The organism is Legionella birminghamensis (assembly GCF_900452515.1).
Classification (GTDB): Bacteria; Pseudomonadota; Gammaproteobacteria; order Legionellales; family Legionellaceae; genus Legionella_C; species Legionella_C birminghamensis.
The window spans coordinates 1,125,986-1,147,709 of the sequence record NZ_UGNW01000001.1 but is presented as its reverse complement, the minus strand read 5'-3'; the positions used below and the strand labels follow the sequence as shown (position 1 = coordinate 1,147,709).

Sequence of the window (21,724 nt, the reverse complement as noted above, 5' to 3'; positions counted from 1 at the left end):
GGTATAGGGATTGAGTTTCAAATAAATGTAGGAAATCTCTTATTTGGGTTGATTGTATGGCCAATCTTGAAAATCATTAGGGAGAGGCATATGGTTAATATAAATTCAATCGTAACAAGCATTTGGTGCGGAGCATGGTTTTGGGGGCCAGGCGGAAAGCTCTCAACCTATGAGGGATTTTGCATAAACATGAATTTTAGTCCTCCAGGAAAAACCATCGAGAGGTTCAAGTCCTCTCCCCCGCTTTGTTAACCACTATATCGTTTAATGATAGTTCCAGATTCACATCGTCCGAAGCTATTTCAAATTTCAATTGATTTTATCGATAACCTTAAAAGATAATTTACGAATTCAAATTTGTTATGGAGTTTCTTTTGTCTAAAGAAATAATTATTTATTGCGACGAATCAAATATCTCAGGAAGGTTTTTTTCCCATTTCTATGGCGGTGCTTTAGTCAACTCAAAAGACTTAGAATATGTAAATGAGCGATTAATTCAAAAAAAGATGCAATTAAATCTTCATGGCGAAATTAAATGGTCGAAAATAACTGAAAACTATCTGAATAAGTACATCGAATTTATTAACTTACTTTTTGAGCTTATTGCAAATGGCCATATAAAAATTCGAATAATGTTTACTCAAAACAGACATATTGCACAAAAACTATCAGAATATCATCGAGAGCATGAGTATTTTCTTCTCTATTATCAATTTATAAAACATTCCTTTGGTTTGATGTATTTGAATTTACAACAGCCAATGACACACGTTAGATTATATTTTGACAAAATTCCTGATACTAAAGAAAAAGCAATGATGTTTAAATCGTTCTTACTTAATCTAAATCACAATAAACAAATAAAGAAAAATGGGCTTATATTTACTCCTGAAAATATTACTGATGTTCATTCAGATGATCATGTGATTCTTCAGTCTGTAGACATCATACTTGGGGCTATGCAATTTAGGTTAAACGATCACCATAAGGACAAACCAGAGGGGCAACGAAAAAGAGGTAAACGGACTATTGCTAAGGAAAAGGCTTACAAACACATAAATAGCCACATACGAAAAATTGATCTTGCCCGGAAAAATCAGACACCTTGCTAAGCAACTTTTCTAACTTCATACGAATCTGGTGTTTGATACCCCAGCCTTGAATGAAGCCGTTTTCGATTATAGTAAATTTCAATATATTCGAATATATGATTTTTAGCGGTAGCGCGTGATAAAAATCTCTCCCCATGAATAGCCTCAACTTTGAAACTGTGATTCCAGCTTTCCATTGCAGCGTTGTCATAACAATCGCCGCGTTTGCTCATGCTGCAAACAAGACCATGACTATTCAAAAGTTTTTGATAATCATTCGAACAGTACTGGCTGCCTCGATCCGAATGAATAATCAATCCCCGCGAAGGTTTACGTCTCCATATAGCCATTTGTAATGCATCAATCACCAGTTGTTTGGTCATGCGTTCAGATAGCGCCCATCCAACGACCTTTCGAGAATATAGATCCATCACCACCGCCAGATAAAGCCATCCTTCTTCTGTATGACAGTAGGTGATATCACTGACCCATTTTTCATTTGGGGTATCGGTATTGAAATTTTGTTGTAACAGGTTCGGCGCAACCGGTAATTGGTGATTGCTGTTGGTTGTTGCCTTGAATTTTCTTGAGGCTTTTGCACGCCAACCTTGTTCACGCATTATCCGGGCAACACGTTGTTTGCCGACCCGCTCACCTTCATTGTTTAATCGTTTGGTAATCCGGGGTGCGCCTACTCTGGAGCGTTCCTCATTAAAGATACTCCTTATTCTTTCAGCCAAATCACGATCCCGCTCAGACCATCTTGATGGCTTGCGGCCAGCCCAGGCATAATAACCACTGACTGACACGGACAATACCCGGCACATTAGTTTGATTGAAAAGTGTTTCGATTCTTCCTTTATCATCGCGTACTTCACTCCGTTTCCCTGGCAAAGTACGCCGCCGCCTTTTTTAGAAAGGCATTCTCTTCTGCAAGTCTTGCACATTCTCGCTTTAAACGTGCCAATTCAGCCTGCTGAAGCTTTTGGTGTTCAAGTGTAGTGCCGCCTTGTTGCTTCTTTGATCTCCACGAATACAATATCGCTTCGGATACACCAAGATCTTTCGCCACTTGGGGGACACCGTCCTTCTCCGCTCGCTCTACCGCTTGATCTTTAAACTGTGGACTATATTTATTTCTGCTAATCTTTTGTTCTGTTTTATTATTGTTCATTCTTCACCTCTGTTAAGATTTTACTCTCTTAACAGGGTGTCTAACAAATCAGGGCAAGATCATATTGGTTTAAGCCCTATTTTTCAAATAGTCTCGAAACCTCCAAGCTTGAGAGTAAATATAAAGAAAATGAGTTATTTAACACTATTTCGAAAAAGCATCCCAAGGAATTTAATGACTTCATCAATCAATGTAAAAACTCTATAAATAAAAATGAACCGCCAGGAACAATTAACAGCTACGCCACCTCTTTAATTAGACGTGTTTTGAACAAACACCTTAATACCGCCTCTGATGAAGCCATTGTCAAGTTAATAACTGCCCAGCGTGATATGTATCAAACTCTCCTTAAAAAACATCCTGCAGCCGTTGCAAAATTTGAGCTGAACCAACTGGACGATTCGATATTCGATTTGGAAGATTTATATTCCGGTTTCTTAACTCAGATACAAAAAGTCGAAGCCGAAGTTATCCTCTCAGGAAATACAGCAAAGTCCCCAATTGATACCACACTCGCCAAGAAAAAATTAGCCAGCATTTATTCTAATCTGGAGAAAAAATTTGGCGAACAAAATGTCTTCCTGGCTTTCACCTTTCCCAACTCTCTTCCTCCAGCCACATCTGCAGAAATAATAGTGTCCTATTACCAGGCCTTGCTCGACAGCGGTAAAGAAAATACTGCATTGATTATTAAATATACCATGGCCACCTAAATAAGAAGGCAGTGTAGGTTGGCGCTGAACGGAGTGAAGCCCAACATTCGATTCCTATGCGGGATGTTGGGCTTCTGCTTTGCCAATAGGTTTATTTTTAAAATAAAAGCAAGAAGCATATTATTACAAGCCTCTCAACAAAAACTCACGTGTCAAACGATTAACCAACTTTTAATTACTGGTTCTTTATTAACAGTTTTAGCTCAGTAAGTTGGAATTTTGGTTGAATTAATTTAATATTCGCCATTCGCTATTTTTTTGAAGTAAGCAATGAAAAACATACTCGACGCTATCTACAATGATGATCTGCAAACTCTAAACACACTATCTCCTAATCTGCCAGGTTTGACGGATGTACATTCCCATCAAGATTTTGCAGGTACTTTGTTGATGCATGCAGTGCGAGCAAAGAATATTCATGCTTTACAATTACTATTAAATTTACGCGATAGTGATAATCAAATGCTTATCCCTATTAATAAAATCGTTAATGATAAAACAGCATTAGATTTGATTCTCGATGAAGAGCCATCGGTTGTCGGCAATCATATTAAAAAACTATTAAGAGACCATAAAGCTCAATCATTTGTAGAGTTATCACAAAATACTCATGACACAGTGGTTAATAGAACAGCTCTTGCTGCTGTCAATTTTTTACAAGAAAAATATGAAGTTATTAGTTCTGATTGGGAGCAGGATTTTAACAATTATAAAAAACATTTTTCATCATTAGAATGTCAAACAATTAAAATCGCATTTAAACGAATTCACCAGATAGACACTCAATTTTCGCACTTAGGAAATCGAACCCTTTTAATGGTGATGAACCTGGTTTGGACTGCAATCAATGATAAAAATAGCTTAACCACCGAACAAAAGGAATTACTAGAGAAAACTGCCATCGATAAACAAGATGCGGTATTAGATGAAATAGTTATTAATCGAAAACTATTGTTATTTCGTAACCTCTATGTTCTACAAAACGAATACGGATTTCAGTTAGAAAGTTGTCCTCATGGGCTTGCCAATGGGATTATTTCCTCTCTTAATGGTGTTTATCCAAAAGTACTTGTGTTAGATAAAACTGATCTGGATCAGTTAATTATTAATGACATCAACAGTTGTATCAGAGCTGTATTAAATGAATATTCATTTCAAAAATTATTAACCCTCTATAAAGCAAAATATGAAGATGAAGCTTTAGAAGATTTTTATCTGCAGGTAAAAGAGCGGTTTCGCGCTTTGGTAAAAGAGCAATATTTCTTATCCATTCTGGATGAGATGACGGTGTACAACCCGTTCAAGGATGAATTTGATGTAGTAATTCAGCAATTTTCTTTCCCTAATGAAGAATTTAAAATGCTGGAATATCTATCCTTACTACTCACCAACACCAAGCAAAAAATTGATTTTTTATATCAGAGTGAAGAAGAGCAATTCGATACGCATCTAGAGAAAAGCTTACAGCAGACAGCTAAACTCATGCGCGATAATTTTCAAGATTCACCCTTACTGGCAAATCTCAGCGATGAAGAAATAGAACAAGTTTTCTTAGCAGAAATGCGGCGCCAATCTTATTTAATTGATTATAACGGCAAGGTCAATCCGATCAGCTTGTTTATTGGTATCGCTAAGTATTTAGGGGATTCTCGTTTTTCACAATATTTACCTACAGTAATTAGCTGTCTTGAGTTCATTGGTCCAATGGAATTGTTGACCTGCTTCAAGTCGATTCAATTACCTAGCATTTGTGAACAAATATATAATGCGCTAAAAGATAAACTCACACTGAATCTAAGCCATAAAATTAAAATACTTCCATATATTAAATCTACTGAATTGAGAAATAGTATAATTAATGAACTTATTGAATCAGACATCGATACTATTCAAAAACTTCAAGAATTTTATCTAACTGATTTAGACGATCTATCAGATGAAACGATAAAACTATTACAAAGTCGTTTTATTAAACAATTTACTCAACTCAATTTCCTGGAGTTGTTGGAAAAGTTACCACCCAAGAATCGCATTCGTATTTGTATAAATACTGAAGAAAAATTTATTTATGACTTCCTGGAGAATGAAATTTTATTTTCCGCATTGTTGGAGAAAATTCCACCAAACGATTGGGGTCGTTTTTTCGATCTTTATCATCCATTTTTAATAGGAATTCTAAAGCAGTATCGATTGTTTACTTTAGCGCACATTATAAATGTTATTACCCCTGAGAATTGGGATGAGTTATTAAAGCAATTTAAAGAAAAGTTTAATTATCAGATAACCGACAATACGATCCATTTCTTAACCACTCTAACCTTATTAAGGCCAGAAAGAAGACTTCATTTATGTCGTATTATCCCTGCAGCTGAATTCCAGGAACTTCTCCATAGCCCAATTAATCTTGCGGTATTTTTTTCATTATTTAATGATGATCAGTTTCTTGACACATTAAGCACACTTGATTTAACCATATTGAGAGAGGATTTATCCAAAAATGAAGCCCTATTTATTGTTTTAACTAATTTATCTTTTGAAAAACAAAAAATATTAATCAATCACATTGGATTGGTGGAGCTAAAATCATTTATTTCTTCTATAGAAAAGCTCATCTTATTACACCAACGGATAGATATTTTTTCTAATAATCTATTCAGTTTTGATGAGATTTGCACGCTCATTAAATCAGTTGATGATTACAAAAAAGTGTTTGCCATTATCCCACAGCCCTCTAAAGAAAGTTTTTTCAATCATAACGATAGTTTGAAGGTACTGGGTGCAGATGAAACAGATTATTATCTTGTCCAATCGCAGTTTACTCAAATTGGATTAATTAAACCAAAGTCTTTTATTCAGTATATTAAGCTTATTAATTCAGTAAATATAGAGCAACGCTATGCTTTGTATCAGCAGTTAGGCGGCAAGGGTATGCTGCTTAATCTTGTGCAAAGTCTAGTCGAAGTCGGAACGTTCTTTGCAGCACTTCATGGGCATGGCAGTGAGAGGGTTTATCGAGAGATAGGTGGATTTGAGTATATCACCAGTTTGCCTTATGAGTTTTGTGGTATTTTTTTAGTATTGATAGAACTTTCTTCCGCTGAGCAAAATAAACTGATTCGAATGATTGGGGGAATAAATTCCCTTGAATCATTGGCAAATGCACTGGAGCCGGAAGAGGCACAAAGGCGCTTTCCGCAATTACTAAGTTTGCTCGATGAGTCGCTGTTACTGCAATTATTTGAAGAGAAAGATTTAGATAATGTTTCTAATTTTTATGAGCTTCTGGCATTACCAAGAGTTGTTTTCAATGCCTATATCAAGCATCTTATAAATACCAGAAAAATTGAGCATTCATTTGATTTTAATGCGCCTCTAGACTTAGAAAAATTGTCAAATTATATTGAACAATTTCATCCTGATAGTGAGTATTTTTTACAAAATCGAGGTTATCAGAATATCACTATCTCCGATCTCGAGGAAGTAGAGCTTTTAAAGCGGACAAAGCCTGCCGTGATTAATATTTTAAGGCATACTCTTAATCCATTTTATCTGTTAATGGAACAAACTCAAGCCTCTAGCCGAAAAGATCTATTACTCAATTTCGGCCAAGATTTTGTATCAAGGCACCATCAAAGTGTTACTCATTTTTCGCAAATGTTAATGCTTTTTCCAGAAAATGAAAGAAAGGATATTATTCAGTTTCTTAATTATACAACCCTTGTTGCTTTATTTGAGCCCAATGATTTATTTGAGAAAATAATTACCGAAATGGTTGCTATCTATTCTTGTGCACTAGAGTATGGTTTTAACTATCTATTGAGAAATGGCTTGGTGGCAGTTTTAGGTAAGTTTCCCTATTCCTCTTCTCTAATCTATTCTGAAAAACTCATCAGCGAGATGGTTAAGGATGCAAGAGACTTCTCTGGTACACCTGCATTTGGTTTTCTTTTTATGCTCTTGCAAGCTATACCAAGGGATGACTGGTCTTCGATACTCGCAAATTATGAAGTGGAGGATCTTCAGCAATATTGTAATGAGAAATTTTTTAAACTTGCCTTCGCTTATATGCCCTACCAAGATCAACAATTAATCGATTTGATTGACTCTTTGTTGCAACATCCCAAGCTTACTCCCTTGCGCAATGCCATTGTGAAGGCAGTACTGAGTGAGTTAGTAGCTGTAAAGCTATCGACCTTTGAATATCGCAGGAAATTCCTATCTTTGTTTTCTTCCAACGAACTTACTGAGATTTTGCGAAGAAACTCTCTTTTCCTTGACCCAGAAACATCACCAGTAGTGGCTATTAATATTCAGATGTGGGGTACTATAAAAGGACAAGATGATTCGATGGTGGTCTTCCTAGACTGGTTATTAACCCATTTTAACCAAGATGAATTATCGACATTATTCGCGAATTCTTTAGATTTATCTTATTTATTAATGGCTATACCAAAGTCTTATCAGGTTGCTTTTTTTAGTCATTTGAAATCCATCATTTTATCTACACATCGGGATCTATTGCCAAATCTCTTACGTTTATTGTCAGGTGATTCATTAATATCGATTGTAGAATTAGGAGGTTTCAAGGATCATGTAGCTACTTTTAATGAACTTTGCCAATTAATAAGAACTATCCCGTCTAAAGTACATAACCAATTTATTAATCAGCTTAAATACACAGCTCAAGAGATGGAAGCTGGCAGTCTCTTTTTTTTACATTCCATTATGGAAGGAACGGTTGAAGAGAAAAAATCTGTTTTTCAAAATATTCCTTTTGCGCGAATATTCAACACCCCTTTTCAATTTAATGCAACACGAGAGGTGGTATTTTTAGATAAGGCAATTCGTCCGATAGTATTCAATAGAATACTACAACTCGTTGATAAAAATGATATTCCTTCTCAACAAGATATTCATGTTTTAGCGTTTAGTCTTGGAGACGACTTTCCTAGTTATTTACCGGAGATCACCCGACATTTTGATCATGATATTAAATTTGAACTAGTATTATACACTTTATTTGTCGCTCACAATTCAATTACTCCCCGTAAGCATTTCTGGCCGGCATTGGCAGCAATTTCTCCCAGATATCTATTGTCGCAAATTCAACTAGAGGATTATATCTCAGTTCTAGAATATGAAAGTCGGCGTTTTTTCGAAACTATTTTTAGAGAAGACTCCAACCTGACTTTAGCGCATATTAATCTCTTCTATCGTCAGCTTAAAGACAGTAGATGGCTCAGAACTCCAGATCAAATACCCTATAAAAACATCAATTACAAAGAATCAACTACTGATGATCTCAATGAATTATTTAATTATCAACATCAAGAAGATTATTTGTCATTTTTTAGAGCTGTTTTTGGAAATTGTCCCGCAGATAATCTTCCAAGCCTGTTAGGTAAACCAGGTAATGCTTTCAGCTTTTTAGAGGAATTCCAAAGCCGACTTGCAGATAAGCATATCCATGGTTATCAAATGATCTTGCAACAGGAACTATTTCCTCGCTTATTACCCTTAGTTGCTATAATTCAAAACAGACTGAATGGGGATAAAAGCGATATACGGCTTCGATTTATCAGGTTCTTAAAACAGCAGCTGCAGGTTTCTCAAAATCCTGCTGAATCCATTAAGCTACTGGACTTTATCCTCGTTCATGACAACAATCCTAAGGAAACGGAACAAACTTGCAGCAAGTTATTTGTGGATAAATTAATCTCACAAATGCTTCAAGCTGATGATATGACCCCTTTTGTTCATTTGTTAAAGATAATTAGAAATAATAATCAAAGCCAACTGATTGACCAATATCCTTTTATCTTCAATAGAAAGACTGTAAAAGATCCCGCCTTTTTTAGTCCTCCAAAAGATACGCTGTATCTATACATTACAAACATGACTATGCATTGCGATGTGCCCTTGTTTGAGCAAATATGCGAAAAGATTGAGCAGTATGCTCAAAACAATAGGCACTCATTAGACGAAACCCAATACAATCAATTATCGCTTTGCATTTCCGAAATAAAAAATGTCCCCTATTCTCAGATAGGTGGACCATCAACTCCCAGTGAAAGAGATTACCTATCGCCTACAATGTAATTATGCGCTTAACGAAATGAAGCCCAACATTCGATCTTGTTCGAGATGTTGGGCTTCGCTTGCTCAGCGCCAAGCTACATAAAAATATCAAGTATCAATTACGAGGCCGGTGCGAGGGCTTTTGGGCATACGGGTTGATCACAATCCAGGTCTGGCTTGAATAATCCGAATTTAATAAGAATCCTGCGTCTGAATTGTTCATCGGGTTTAATTACCAGCTCCTCAGCCTTTTCAGGGTATCGCGGCTGTTTGGGCATGTTTCCCTGATGTTCGTTAAAACCATCACGTTTGCGTTTCACGCCTTCACTGTATGAATTGGAAGAAGGTTCGGGGATGGGTAATCGATCTAATAATTGCGCCGGCATCACTGGTGTGTATTGGGCACTCACCAGATAGGTGCCTTCCGTTCCATATCGGCCTTTAGAGAAACCAGTGTACTCTATCAAGGTCATTCTTGCATTGGAAAACAGGGAAGGATTTTGCGTAAAGCATTTATACAACTCTCCTGAATAGTCATATTTGAATTCCTTGTGTTTAACCGAAGAACCATTTCCTTTAATTTCATAAGCCACTACTCCGGAAGCTTTTAACACCACTTGTGCACAATGAACAAGACGGACCAGAAATTTGTCTATATATTCCCGGGGCGTCTTATAAACCTGACAGGCTTGCCCTTCAAAGTCACCATAACATTCCTGAGTCGTAGGCGGGCTGCTGATCAGCGCGTCAAAACGCATTGGCCCTCCATTTCTCCAGGGTAAATCTTCAGGCTGTATATCCTCCAGAGGCTTACGCAGGTAAGCAATATTTTTCTGCGATTTAAAAAATTGCCGCATGCGTTGATAAATCGGTTGCAGGTCGGCAATATCATTAACCATTATCCACTCAATCTGGGGGCAAGCCATAAAAGCGGTGAAACGATCCCCCCACCCGGCACTATTGTCCATTACAGAACGAATCACTAATGGGGAGTAGACACATTGTAGATATTGAAGAATATCAATGGTCAGTTGCGGGCTGAATTGCCCACAGCCTCTTCGTCCGATGATATCTTTTATGAGCAGTTTGTTACTTATCCTTCTTTGGCTGCCTTCACGGCAGGGTTTCTCAAGTTCTCGCAGATAGCGCTTAAGAGTATTTTCAAAAAGACTCATCTTTGTCTGAGTATCCTTCCATGCAAGAGCAGGTGACAATTTCTTTTGGGAATAACGCGCCTCTAACCGCCTGGAATCCATAAAATAGCCTGAAGCCATCTTCCCGTTAGCAAGCAACCCAAGAGACTCATTATATTTTAGCTGTGGCAGCTCAGAAGGAGCTGCGGATCCTAATTTTTCAGCAGCACGCTTTTCAAGATTTTTAAATGATCTTTTCACATCTCTTGGAGAAGCTTCCTGTGCCGCTGTTAAAGGCAGCGGCACATTTTGACATGTCAGCACCGCCTTTATTGCAAGCATTCGGCAGAAAAGACGAAAGGCTTCATTAAAATTACATTCGCGTTCTTTCGCCTTGCTATTCAAACGCAGCGCATCTGAAAATTGGCTTAGGAAAATATCCAGTAAGGGATTTACATGAATACTGATTTGCTCTTTCCCCAGCTCCTGGACAAAGACATTTTTTGGCAAACGCATCACCCTGTGGAAGCATTCAATTATTCTTTTCTCAACTGCGTCTTCCAAAGAAGATTTATCATTTTCCTTGGCATTAGCCTTAATGAAATTCCCAATAAGCTCTGCCGCTTTCTCGTATTGAAATCGCTTTATAGGAATATCCATTAACTGCAGAAATAAGGGATCGGTGCTGTATTGGTCAAGCTCCGTTTGCGGAATATATTTTCTAAGGGAATCACCAGCATTTTGGCTATTTTGGCTATTTTGGCTATTTTGGCCTTTCGGAATATATTGGATAAATTCGACTACTTTAGGCATGGTCATTTAAAAAAACTAAAGAACCAAATATTATCACCCTGCTCACTAAATGTCCACGGAATCACTTTCTAACCCAATCTCTATTACTTTACGTGTAGGTTGGCGCTGAACGAAGTGAAGCCCAACATTCGCTACTGTACGGGATGTTGGGCTTCACTTCGTTCAGCACCAACCTACAAAATCAGCATCTGTCTTGAACGCTCAGATTCCTTTATTAAGATCCGATATTACCCGCTCTGTTTCCTTAATCTGCTCTTTACGCGCCTCTGTAACTTCGGCCATAAAAAATCTTACTTTGGAAAACCATCCCTTATCCCATCCAGGATTACTATTTGCCGCGGCCTCCAATGTATGCCAGTTTTCCTCACTTAATTCATTGGCATAATTTTTCATAGCCTTCATAACAGCGACTTTGGGTTTATGGATTTGATCAGTGTTTTCACCCTTGTCATATTTCTTTAAATAGATTTCAATCGCCTTATCAACTTGTTGTTTTATAATTCCAAGACCTTTATTCAAGTCCCTGAATTTTTGATCATTCCTTGCAAGCCTTTCTATTAATGATTCCAGCTCGGGGCTTTTCTTTTCTGTGGGCTGGTTTTTATGATAGTGACTTCTCGCTTCCTCTACCCGTGTCCAGCCCGCTGATGTCGGATTTTGCTGGTCGCAATAAGCCTTTAGTTCAACATATAAATTTTTGAGGGGGAGATCAGTACTTGTCTCCTGAACCACTTTTTTAGTTGCGCTGAAAAGGTTACCAAAATGGGTACTCGTTCTTGTCTCCGTCAACCTTCCAGCCTCTATGTCTTTTTCTTCCTGGCAACGAATGAGGCCAATGATGTCTTCGCGTTCTGCTTTTGCATAAAGGATCTGCGTAGAGTGGCGTTTCAGGTTGATACGTAAGTCATTTATAAACGCTTCAGCCCCATAAATACTTCGCCAGAATTTATCGAAATAACTATCTTTTTTAAGTAATCTAGCCAAATACTCTTGGTCTCCTTCGATTTTTGGGGTAATGGACTCCAATTTAGTAGGGCGTACAGCAAGGTTCATTGCTATCGTTTTTGTCTTTAGGGATTGGGAGAGTTCATCTTTAACTTCCTTTCTCCAGCCGGCATTTGTTCCCTTTACATTGATTTCCAGTAAAGCGAAAATTTCTGATCGCCCCTGTGAAGGGTTCTTATTAATTTGCTCAATGATCTGCGCATAATATTGGGCTTCTGTCTCATGATGCAGTAGATCATGTAATCGTTTTCTCTCTCTTAAAAAAGCCAGGGCAATCACTGCATCAAGGCTGACTGATGACTGGACACCACTGGCTGTATAACAATTTTGCGGAGCATTGAGGTCTTCAATATTATTCAGTAATTTGATAAGGCAGTAATCAGGTGATTTTTCACTAAACCCTATAAAATTATTATATTTATCAGCAAGATTTTGCATTTGCTGCTCTTGCTCTTCAGTTCGCCCACCCTGCGGGTTTCTTGCAGTTTTATTAGGGATACGCTTTAACTGTTTCCATTTTATGTAGTCAGCAGTCTTTTGATTGCCATACATGACCGCAGTCACCATCCCGTCCTCATTACCGGACAATACAGAGATTCCAGCCTGGGTTGTTACAGACACTACGCCGCCAATTTTACTTTCTTTAGGATGAGTGGCCGCTTTAACCACCACATTGGTGAAACCTTGTTTATATAATGCTTCTGCAAATTGCTGAGCTAAAGGCCTCTCCCCGTATCCTCCCTCGCAAGCAACCAGTTTGATGGACTTCAGCTGGGATAAATTCTGGCCTTTAAATTGCGAAGCCAGCGTTTGTGCTAACTGCGTTGGCGTGAGATCTCCAATGTACTGGCGGGTCTGGTCACTATGAGCCATCAAAATGATCTCTTCTGGTATTACTCTACCTTTTGTACCAAACTTTGATAAGGGAATATCATTGGCTTTGTTACCAGCATGTTTAGTCAGGTTCTCCTGAAGCTTTTGCGCCATTTTTAATTCGGACTGACTACCAATATAGTAAATTTCCACTTTTGTACTCATGTTTATTCTCAAAAAAACCCATCAAATTAACAACAAGTGCTCTGAGCCCCTATTATACTCATTGCTCTGTCAAAAAAACCTGTTATGAACTTATTTAGCGTAGCTGTTATTGCATTCATGATAACAAATATTAATCAACATGAGCAAATATATTATATATGAAATTAATTTAGAAGGCGGACTTTAGTGCGGGATAATTCCTGGCATCTAGAGTTTTATTGAGGTAATTAGATCGATTTGCTTTAGCATAATAGGATTTTTGGATTATTTTCCCCATAACGCCCCCTTCTTAAGTTAAGGTAAATGAAGCGGAATATATTTGCCTTATATTCCCTACTACATATCTATCACTTTCCGGATATATAATTGCTTATATAGCTTTTGGCCTATTCACTCTGATGACAAGAAAGATTATTCACATCGATATGGATTGTTTCTATGCAGCCATTGAAATGCGCGATTTTCCCGAGCTTGCGGATAAACCGCTTGCTGTCGGAGGAGATTCCCGGCGCCGAGGAGTGATATCAACCTGTAATTATAGGGCTCGCCAGTTTGGCGTCCGCTCGGCGATGGCGACAGCGCAGGCGCTTAAACTATGCCCTCAATTGGTTCTTCAGCCAGTGCGCATGGAAGTTTATCAACAGGAAAGCCAATATATCAGAGCTATATTTGCTGACTATACAAACCTTATTGAACCTTTATCCCTTGACGAAGCCTATCTGGATGTCACAGAATCCACAAAATGCCAGGGAAGCGCCACCTGGATCGCCAGGGAAATCCGTGCCCGGATTTATGAAACAAGACAACTGACGGCCAGCGCCGGCATCGCACCAAACAAAAGCCTTGCAAAAATTGCCAGTGACTGGAACAAACCCAATGGCCAAATGGTCATCCGGCCAGAGGATATTGCTTCATTTATTCTGAAGCTGCCAGTACGAAGGCTTTTTGGAGTTGGTCCGAAGCTGGAAGAAAAATTGAAATCCCTTAATATCAATACCTGTGCCGATTTGCAGCAATATTCTGCCGACTATCTGACCGCTAAATTTGGAATCATGGGACTGAGGCTTTATGAGCTGGCACGGGGCATTGATAATCGTCCCGTTAACCCGGAGCGAGTTAGAAAATCCATCAGTGTTGAAGAAACGTATTCCCAGGATTTGGCGGGGATTGACGCCTGCCTGTCGGCACTGCCTGCACTCATCGCCCGTCTTGAAATCCGGATACAGCGCAGTGGTGAGCAGTCAAACATCCATGGCTTGTTTGTTAAATTAAAATTCAGCGATTTCCAGCAGACAACGGTTGAGCGTCTTGGCAGTCAAATCGATTTGCGCCTTTTGCATCAATTAATACAGGAAGGTTTTTCCAGAAAAAGCATGCCTGTCCGTCTGTTAGGCATCGGTGTTAAATTGAAGCAAAATAATTCAAAAGAAAGCATACAACTCCCCTTATTCGGCTTGTAAAACATTTACTGCGGACAAGCCATAATAACTATCTTCCCGCCCCGAATCCCGCGGTGGAGACATTCTCCGAATCCCCGCGGCTTCGACCGCGGGGCCCATGCCGAGGTGGAACAGGCTCCCCAATGAATTTTCAATTTTACCAAAAAATAGAGATTGAAAAGCAATCAAACCGAGCTTTTTAAACATTACCCTAACTAGCAAGATCGATGTTCTAAATAGGCTTCGGGTGGGCCCTGCGGTCGAAGCCGCAGGGATTCGGTGGTCTGCATTGTGTAGGGCCCTCTGTAACCAGACGCCGGACGTAGATAGCAGATCCTGAGATTATTAATCGTAAAATGCACAGCATTTTTATCCTATGTTAAGTCTATGAGTATTCACTCTCTTTTTTAGATTAATTAAAAACCAAATAGATCAAATTGCTTACATTAACCATTAATTTGATTTACAATTGAACAGATTTTTTCAGGAGGAGATAGGATATATGCAAACCCAATTCAAAATTAGTTCTGACAAAACTTCCATGTATCTGCGAAATGCATTACTGCAGATGAAACTGATAACCCCAAAACATATTAAAAGAGATCCTCTGGACGGCAGCATGTATTTGGAAACAGCCACTACCCGGTTGCGTGTACAAGTAAAAAACAATGAAGCATCCCTCTATTACGATAATATTCTATTGGCGGAAACCCATAAAACGGAAGGGATTCAGGTAAACACAAGCGCTTTGCAAAGCTTACTTGGCAATTCCCTCAATGCGAAACTTGAGTTGATTACAGAGCATCATCAGGCGCAAAACTTGAATCGGTTTTTGACTGATTCCCCAAAAACCAGAACTGCTAATCTCACATCAGCGAAGGGAATATTAACCGAGAAAGAACTGCAGGACTTATCCCCCTACATGGTAGACATTCTTAATGTAGACGCCGGTAAACGTAATCATTTTCTCAAAATAATATCCAGGCATCGCATTCAGAATGAGAACGCAAAACCGGGTGAATATGCGTTTACCAACCCTTTTTTAACTAATACCTGCCTCTTATTTTCTGAAGGAATACCAGTCGATGACTTTTTGTGTCTTGATGAGAAAGATCAGGTAGGTTTCGCTACCCAAGCAAAACAGGTAATCGCCCTTTTGAAAAATGGAATGGGTGCTGAAACTTTAATGCAGACTGGCGCTGAGGGTCTGATCAAAATACGCGAGAATTTAGGCTCTGAGATCTGGGTTCTGTACAATGGTAATAAGGAAGCAAAAGCTATAGTAATTAACAATGCAATCTCGCTGCTTAGCGAATTGACTAAACAATCCGGTGCCTGCCCGACTCCTTTCTAATTCTGCTACTCGCTCTGGTGGGCCATCAGAGCGGCCACCCTGTTATCGAGGGATTTTTAAAGTAAAAACACTCCCCTGCTGAACTCCTTTAGATTGTCCGCGCAATTCGCCGCCTAATTCACGCGCCAGAAGCGCACAATTGTGCAGCCCATAGCCATGCCCTTCTTTTTTGGTGGTAAATCCAAAAGAAAAAATTCTGCTCAAATCCTCTTTGTTTATTCCAATCCCATTGTCGCCGACAGTGATTCGGGCTATACCGGATGTCAGCTCAATTTTGATGATTAAACGTTTTTCCCGTTGGTTAGCAGCAATCAATGCATCGATTGCATTTTTTATCAGATTAATTAATATTTGCTGGACTTTGGTTCTAATCGAAACGATTGGCGGGATATCCCTATATTGACGTTCTACATTAATACTGGCTTTGCGCAGACGATTAGCATACAAAAGAAGAATATCCTCAATCAATTCTTCCAGCTCAATTGACTCTTTGATGATAGAACTTGCCTGCCCCGAAGTTTGCTGCATGGCAATCACTTGATTAACATGGGTAAGGTTATTATTAAGTTGCCGTAATTCCTCATACATCCTCGACTTTTCACTTTCCAGCTGCTCTATCAGTTTTTTAAAATAGGGGATAAATAATTTACCGCGCTCGTCCTCAGCTAAAAAAGTATCCAGCCTATTCTGATTTTCTTCCAAAATCGATAAGAGCTTGGGCAGCTGAACTATATAGCTTTGCTGTGCAGTTTCTGAAAGCATGGCCACAGAAGTATTAACACTGTTTAAAACATTTCCCACATTATGTAAAATGCTGGTTGCTATCTCCGCGACACCTGCTGCACGCGAAGTTTCAATCAATCGTGCTTTTGCACGTTCAAGCTTCTTTAACATTTCATTCAAATGGCTTTGCAAGCCGCCAATTTCATCCCGGGTAAGAATTGGCAGCATGGGGGTTAAGTGATCATAGTCAATATTTCCTGCAAACTGACTTAGTTTTATAATTGGTTTTGAAATGATATTTGCTAAAAATATGCTTAAACCAAGCGTTATAAGAAATATAAAACCATTCAGTGTTAACAATAAATTGAGTAGTGCAACAGAAGCATTAATAGTTTTATCCCTTTCTTCTTCCAGGAGTGTGCTTTCCTGCACTAGCAGCATATCGATAAATTCATTTAAATTCTTTTCTTTTTCTTCCAGAAGAACAGCTTTATTCTGGATCTCCGAAGCGGGCCTTTTGTTTTCACCTGCCAGAAATAAATCCAGTGCGGTCAGTATAACTGAGTCACGCAACTGGTTAAGGCGAGTTGCATTTTTATCTTTTCCGACCGGTGCATATTTCTGATATACGTTTCTCTGTTCGCCCATTTCTTCAAGTATTGATAGAAATTCATCCTTTACCGCTGGTAGGTTTTTAATATTCTGGGGTGAGAACTTCTCGTCATAGCTCATGAAAAAATTAATTCGCGTAATTAAATTTTTCATGGTTAGCAAGGCCTCTAATCGCGGTACTGTCCTTTCAATAATTATCAGAAAATTTTCTTTCACCTCTGTGTAACGAGTAAGCATAAACAGATTAACCGGAATAAACAGAAAGGCGACCAATAGCATGCTTAATAAAATTTTATGACGAATACTCATTTTATTCCCAGGGAATTTAATTCAGGCTGAGCACTAATAACGGCCTCTCCAACCCGCTGCCCCGTTACCAATCCTTCCTTACCATCAATTGGAAAATGAATTCCACCCCATACCCGGCTTGAACTCGCTTCATGGGCTTTATCCCACCAGATCTTTTTATTTTCTGGAAAATAATAGGAGAGAATCACTGCCGCGGTTGCTGAAATTCCTGAATGCCCAGCCGGATAACTGGGATGATTGGGAGTAGGCATTACTGTTTTTATTGCCGGATTGAGCATATAGGGACGCTTTATCCAATAGGTATACTTTGAATAAAACAGGTTAATCACTTCGTCAGCTATCCCCATTGCCAGTACAGAGCGTATAAACAGCATTTTTGGAAAGGATACCTGTTTATTTTCCATATACTCATTGGCAAATTTAATCCAAATACCCGGCGGGGTTATAGTGGAAGGGTTTCCTGCCCAAAATACCACTTCTTTTATTTGCTCTGGACTAATCTTTTTTAAGGCATCCTGAGTTTGCTTTAACTGGTTCTGCCACTCTTTTGAATCCGGTGCCGGCGGTGGTTTTGCCACATACTGAGTGGGCGAATGAATAATCCAGGTTTTCCAGGAACCGACTTCCTGCCCAAAATAGGGAGAGTCCCCCCTCCAAAAAAGACTCCCTTTTTTCTCCTCAGACAGCTTCTCCCTCTTTTTATCGACTGCCAGACGATTTTTGATTTTACTTAGGACCAAGTCAGCAATTTTTTCAGAATAGGGATCTGAATGGGTTTGGAATAGTATGGTTGAGCAATCTTTTTCGAAAAACAGACAGAGTACTTTAGCAGAGATGACATCCAGATTTCCCTTAAAGGAATGTTTAGCATTATAAGATATATATGCCGCATCACGCTGCGCCGTATAAACATAAGCATAAACTTTTGAAGCCGGCGCATCCCCCAACTTGTTTGATTTGACCAAAGCAAACATTAGCTTATCCCATTTATTAAGAGAAGCTTCTGTCATAGACTGGTTTGAATTTAAGCCTTTTAATGAGGCTAGCTCTTCAGGGCTGTAATCAAAATAGGTGGGCAACGACATAGTCTGCGCAGAACGATAGAAGTAAACAATGGAAACGATGACCAGGACCAACAGAGAAACCATTATTCCTATTTTTTTCATATCATTCCTTATTGATATCTAGTATTTTTTCAATTTCCTCCGGATTCTTTAATATAAATGTCAATTCATCAGCCGGCATTGGTTTGCTAAAATAAAAACCCTGAATCTGGTTACAATGATGCTGTTTCAAGAAATCGAGTTGTTTCGCTGTCTCCACACCTTCGGCAAGGACCTCCAAATTAAGACTGCGCGCCATAGCGATAATTGCGTGGATAATAACTTCGTCATTACGATTAAACTGTATATTGCTTATAAAAGACCGATCAATTTTAAGCCGATTCAACGCCAAATTGCGTAGATGATGTAAATTAGCGTAACCGGTACCGAAATCATCCAATGCTATTTCAATACCGATTGTCCTTAGTTCGTTCATCTTTTGGACAATCGCATCATTAACTAATGAAGTTTCACTTAATTCGAACTCCAGATAATGGGGCTCCAATTGCGTTTCCTGTAAGATATTTTTCACTTTTTGTACAAAATCAAGCTGACTGATCTGCTGTGAAGTCAGATTGACAGCCATCCGAATAGGAGGCAAACCCATTTCCTGCCAGGCTTTATTTTGCATGCAGGCTTGCCTAATCACCCAATCGCCAATTGGAATAGTTAAACCGTTTCGTTCAGCCAGAGGAATAAAATCAATGGGCAAGAGCATACCCTTCTGAGGATGATGCCAGCGGATTAAGGCCTCTACTGCCTCAAGCTTATGATTCTCAATGTGAAGTTGAGGTTGATACCAAAGTGAAAATTCATTATTACTAATCGCCTGATAAAGAGCGGACTCCAACTCCAACTGATCGAGCACTTTTTCATTCATTTCCTTTGAATAAAATTGAAATTGCCCTCCCCCCAGTTTTTTAGCATGATACATAGCCGCATCAGCATTTCGTAATAAATCATCCGCTTCCACTCCATCCTGGGGATAGATTGCAATACCCATACTACTGGATATACTCAGGCTGCGATTCGCTATTGATACGGGTTCTTTGATCAGTGCAAGCATTTTTTCCGCTATGACAGGTGTATAATTAACATCTTTAAGCTCAGTTATTACAATAACAAACTCATCCCCTCCCAGGCGGGAAATCGTATCAAAAGCACGAACGGTTGGCAGCAACCGCTTAGCAATGCAGGTTAATAACTCATCGCCGGCAGAATGCCCCAGGCTGTCATTGATTAGCTTAAAGCGATCCAGATCAAAAAATAACAGGGCAAAGCTAATCTGATGCCGCTTATAAGCAGCGATGGCCTGCTGGATCCGATCATGCAGGAGTGCGCGGTTGGCTAATCCAGTCAACATATCATGCGTTGCCTGGTATTTTAGCACTTCGGTTCGCTCTTCAACCGCCTGCTCGAGTGATTTAGTGTAAACCTCAGACTCTCTGATTAATTTCCATTTTCGTGTTAATGCATAAGCTAATTGTCTGACTGCAATATGATCAAATGGTTTTTTTAGAATTAAAAATTTATCGCTATGTCCCAATTCCTGTATAGTCTCTTCCCAATTGTAATCCGAAAAAGCAGTGCAAATCACGACATGGATATCCGGATCAATAGTCCATATTTTTTGAATAGTTTCTATACCATCCCAGCCCGGAGGCATTCGTATATCGACGAATGCCAGGGCAAAGGGTTCTCCCTCATTGATTGCTTTTTCAATAAGGGCAGCCCCCTCTTCCCCCTGGGTGGCGGTATCGATTTTAAAACGAGGCAAAACAGGATCATTGGAAATGAGCTGGTTCGAATTAAATAACTGAGCGCCGAGGTCATCCAACTCATTTTTGACATTCTTTGTCAGAATTTTTAGAAAATCCTTATGGATTTCGATATTGTCATCAATGACAATAATTCGGAAATCATATTGAGTATTATCCATAGTTTTACAGTTTCATCCTGGAATATAATAAAATTATAGCAATAATAAAACTTTTAACTTCCAAGCCTTAATGGGATGTAAGATGTCTAAAACCCGAAAAGTCCTTATTCTCGCTAACGGCTCAATTTCCCTGACACAGAATAATAAAGAAATGGGGTACTTCAGTTTTTTTGGACTGCGTTACGCAGCCAACTGGCTTATGCATAACCCTATTAATTTTATTAGTCAGCTCGCCCGGTATTGCCATGAAAAAAATACGCTTATTTTGGATGGCCCAGGAACAGATATTGCGGCGCCTCAAGGTTCTTTAGTCAAATCGATAGCCGCGCTGGTTGATGGGCACATTGGCGATAATGGAATCAATAATAATCTTGAAAAAATTAAACATTTTCTGATTCAACAGTCGATAGAAGCTGAAAAAGCAGGCGAAACCTTATCTATTTTTGGCGTAGGCTGGAGCCGGGGCGGCTTTACGCTATGTCAAATGAGGCAATGGTTATATTCGCAAATTATTGACAAGACGATGAAAGTTGAAACACTTGAGCTCTATCTAATCGACAGTGTACTCGGAGGGCCAACCGATCGCTTGCGTTATCTGTTTAACGACAGGAAACCGTCTGGCCTTCTCTCCACCAATGTAAAAATTCATGGCTATTATTCTCATAATGGCAACCTGAATTTATGGGAAATTTTACTCCAGTACTTCCCTGAGAAATGGAAATTTAACACGCCTTTTTTTAGCGCTGTTATGGATAAAAACAGTAATAGCATTTATTGTCATGAAGACAAACGATATAGGCATATTGTCACTAACTGGTTATTTCCCGCTACCCATGAAGCATTAATTGGCCGCTCAAACAGCCCAGTAGAAGCCTGGTCTGGTGATATTGTCCTGGCTGATATTGTCCGCAATCTGGCTGAGCAATCGTTTGCTTTCCAGGAACAATGGCAGCAAGCTATCCTGGCAAAGGGACAACTGGCCCTGGAGCAGCTGCGAGAATCCAGAATCGCCTGTCTGTATAATAGAAAATTTTTAAATAATGAAAGTTTGACCAATACGATTTTTGGACAGAGCCTGTCAGCGGAGGACGATATTAATTTGTTTTCATCGATAAGGGATTTTTCGAGTTCAGTCGGGAGACATGGAGCCTGAACGTCTTTGCGAGCTTTGTTCGCAAAGACGGGGAGTCCTCATTGCGA

At 39.1% G+C, this 21,724-nt stretch carries 12 protein-coding genes; 6 read left to right on the top strand and 6 right to left on the bottom strand.

The window, feature by feature from the left end; all coding sequences use genetic code 11:
• Positions 1-374: 374 nt before the first annotated feature.
• The gene (locus DYH42_RS04850; protein WP_162263112.1) at positions 375-1,112 is read left to right on the top strand and encodes a DUF3800 domain-containing protein; all 738 of its coding nucleotides are present in this window, start codon (positions 375-377) and stop codon (positions 1,110-1,112) included.
• On the opposite strand, the gene DYH42_RS04845 is transcribed toward DYH42_RS04850, so the two are convergent.
• A protein-coding gene (locus DYH42_RS04845; RefSeq protein WP_115316892.1) for an IS3 family transposase occupies positions 1,109-2,265 on the bottom strand; the annotation gives its coding sequence in 2 pieces (ribosomal slippage) (positions 1,109-2,007 and positions 2,007-2,265; 1,158 coding nt in all). The genes DYH42_RS04850 and DYH42_RS04845 overlap by 4 nt on opposite strands.
• A 266-nt stretch (positions 2,266-2,531) precedes the next feature.
• Here DYH42_RS04845 and DYH42_RS04840 point away from each other — a divergent pair.
• Together DYH42_RS04840 and DYH42_RS04835 are read left to right on the top strand one after the other, a co-directional pair.
• Positions 2,532-2,978, top strand: coding sequence for a hypothetical protein (locus tag DYH42_RS04840; protein ID WP_058524678.1), 447 nt, complete (start codon positions 2,532-2,534; stop codon positions 2,976-2,978).
• 270 nt (positions 2,979-3,248) lie between these two features.
• Complete coding sequence (locus tag DYH42_RS04835) at positions 3,249-9,077, top strand: hypothetical protein (RefSeq protein ID WP_058524679.1); 5,829 nt, start codon at positions 3,249-3,251, stop codon at positions 9,075-9,077.
• 98 nt (positions 9,078-9,175) lie between these two features.
• Here the strand turns inward: DYH42_RS04835 and DYH42_RS04830 are convergent, their stop codons facing one another.
• The gene (locus tag DYH42_RS04830; protein ID WP_131792980.1) at positions 9,176-11,002 is read right to left on the bottom strand and encodes a hypothetical protein; all 1,827 of its coding nucleotides are present in this window, start codon (positions 11,000-11,002) and stop codon (positions 9,176-9,178) included.
• Between the two features lie 201 nt (positions 11,003-11,203).
• Entirely contained in the window at positions 11,204-13,045 is a 1,842-nt protein-coding gene (locus DYH42_RS04825; protein WP_058524681.1) for a hypothetical protein, read from the bottom strand.
• 398 nt (positions 13,046-13,443) lie between these two features.
• Here DYH42_RS04825 and dinB point away from each other — a divergent pair, with 398 nt between their 5' ends.
• Entirely contained in the window at positions 13,444-14,505 is a 1,062-nt protein-coding gene (dinB, locus tag DYH42_RS04820; RefSeq protein ID WP_058524682.1) for a DNA polymerase IV, read from the top strand.
• Between the two features lie 481 nt (positions 14,506-14,986).
• Positions 14,987-15,838: a hypothetical protein gene (locus tag DYH42_RS04810; RefSeq protein ID WP_058524684.1), complete on the top strand. Its 852-nt coding sequence runs from the start codon at positions 14,987-14,989 to the stop codon at positions 15,836-15,838.
• 42 nt (positions 15,839-15,880) lie between these two features.
• On the opposite strand, the gene DYH42_RS04805 is transcribed toward DYH42_RS04810, so the two are convergent.
• From DYH42_RS04805 to DYH42_RS04795, 3 genes are read right to left on the bottom strand one after another with little or no spacing between them, the layout of a single operon-like run.
• Positions 15,881-17,482, bottom strand: a complete 1,602-nt coding sequence (locus DYH42_RS04805) for a sensor histidine kinase (RefSeq protein WP_058524685.1) — start codon at positions 17,480-17,482, stop codon at positions 15,881-15,883.
• A complete protein-coding gene (locus tag DYH42_RS04800; RefSeq protein ID WP_058524686.1) occupies positions 17,479-18,648 on the bottom strand; it encodes a vanadium-dependent haloperoxidase in 1,170 nt (389 codons plus the stop codon). The genes DYH42_RS04805 and DYH42_RS04800 overlap by 4 nt, the downstream gene beginning before the upstream one ends.
• Before the next feature lies 1 nt (position 18,649).
• Positions 18,650-20,524 (bottom strand): putative bifunctional diguanylate cyclase/phosphodiesterase, encoded by a 1,875-nt coding sequence (locus DYH42_RS04795; RefSeq protein WP_058524687.1) that lies wholly within the window; start codon positions 20,522-20,524, stop codon positions 18,650-18,652.
• A gap of 82 nt (positions 20,525-20,606) precedes the next feature.
• Here DYH42_RS04795 and DYH42_RS04790 point away from each other — a divergent pair, with 82 nt between their 5' ends.
• On the top strand, positions 20,607-21,677 hold the full coding sequence (locus DYH42_RS04790) for a hypothetical protein (RefSeq protein WP_058524688.1): 1,071 nt from the start codon (positions 20,607-20,609) through the stop codon (positions 21,675-21,677).
• Positions 21,678-21,724 lie beyond the last annotated feature (47 nt).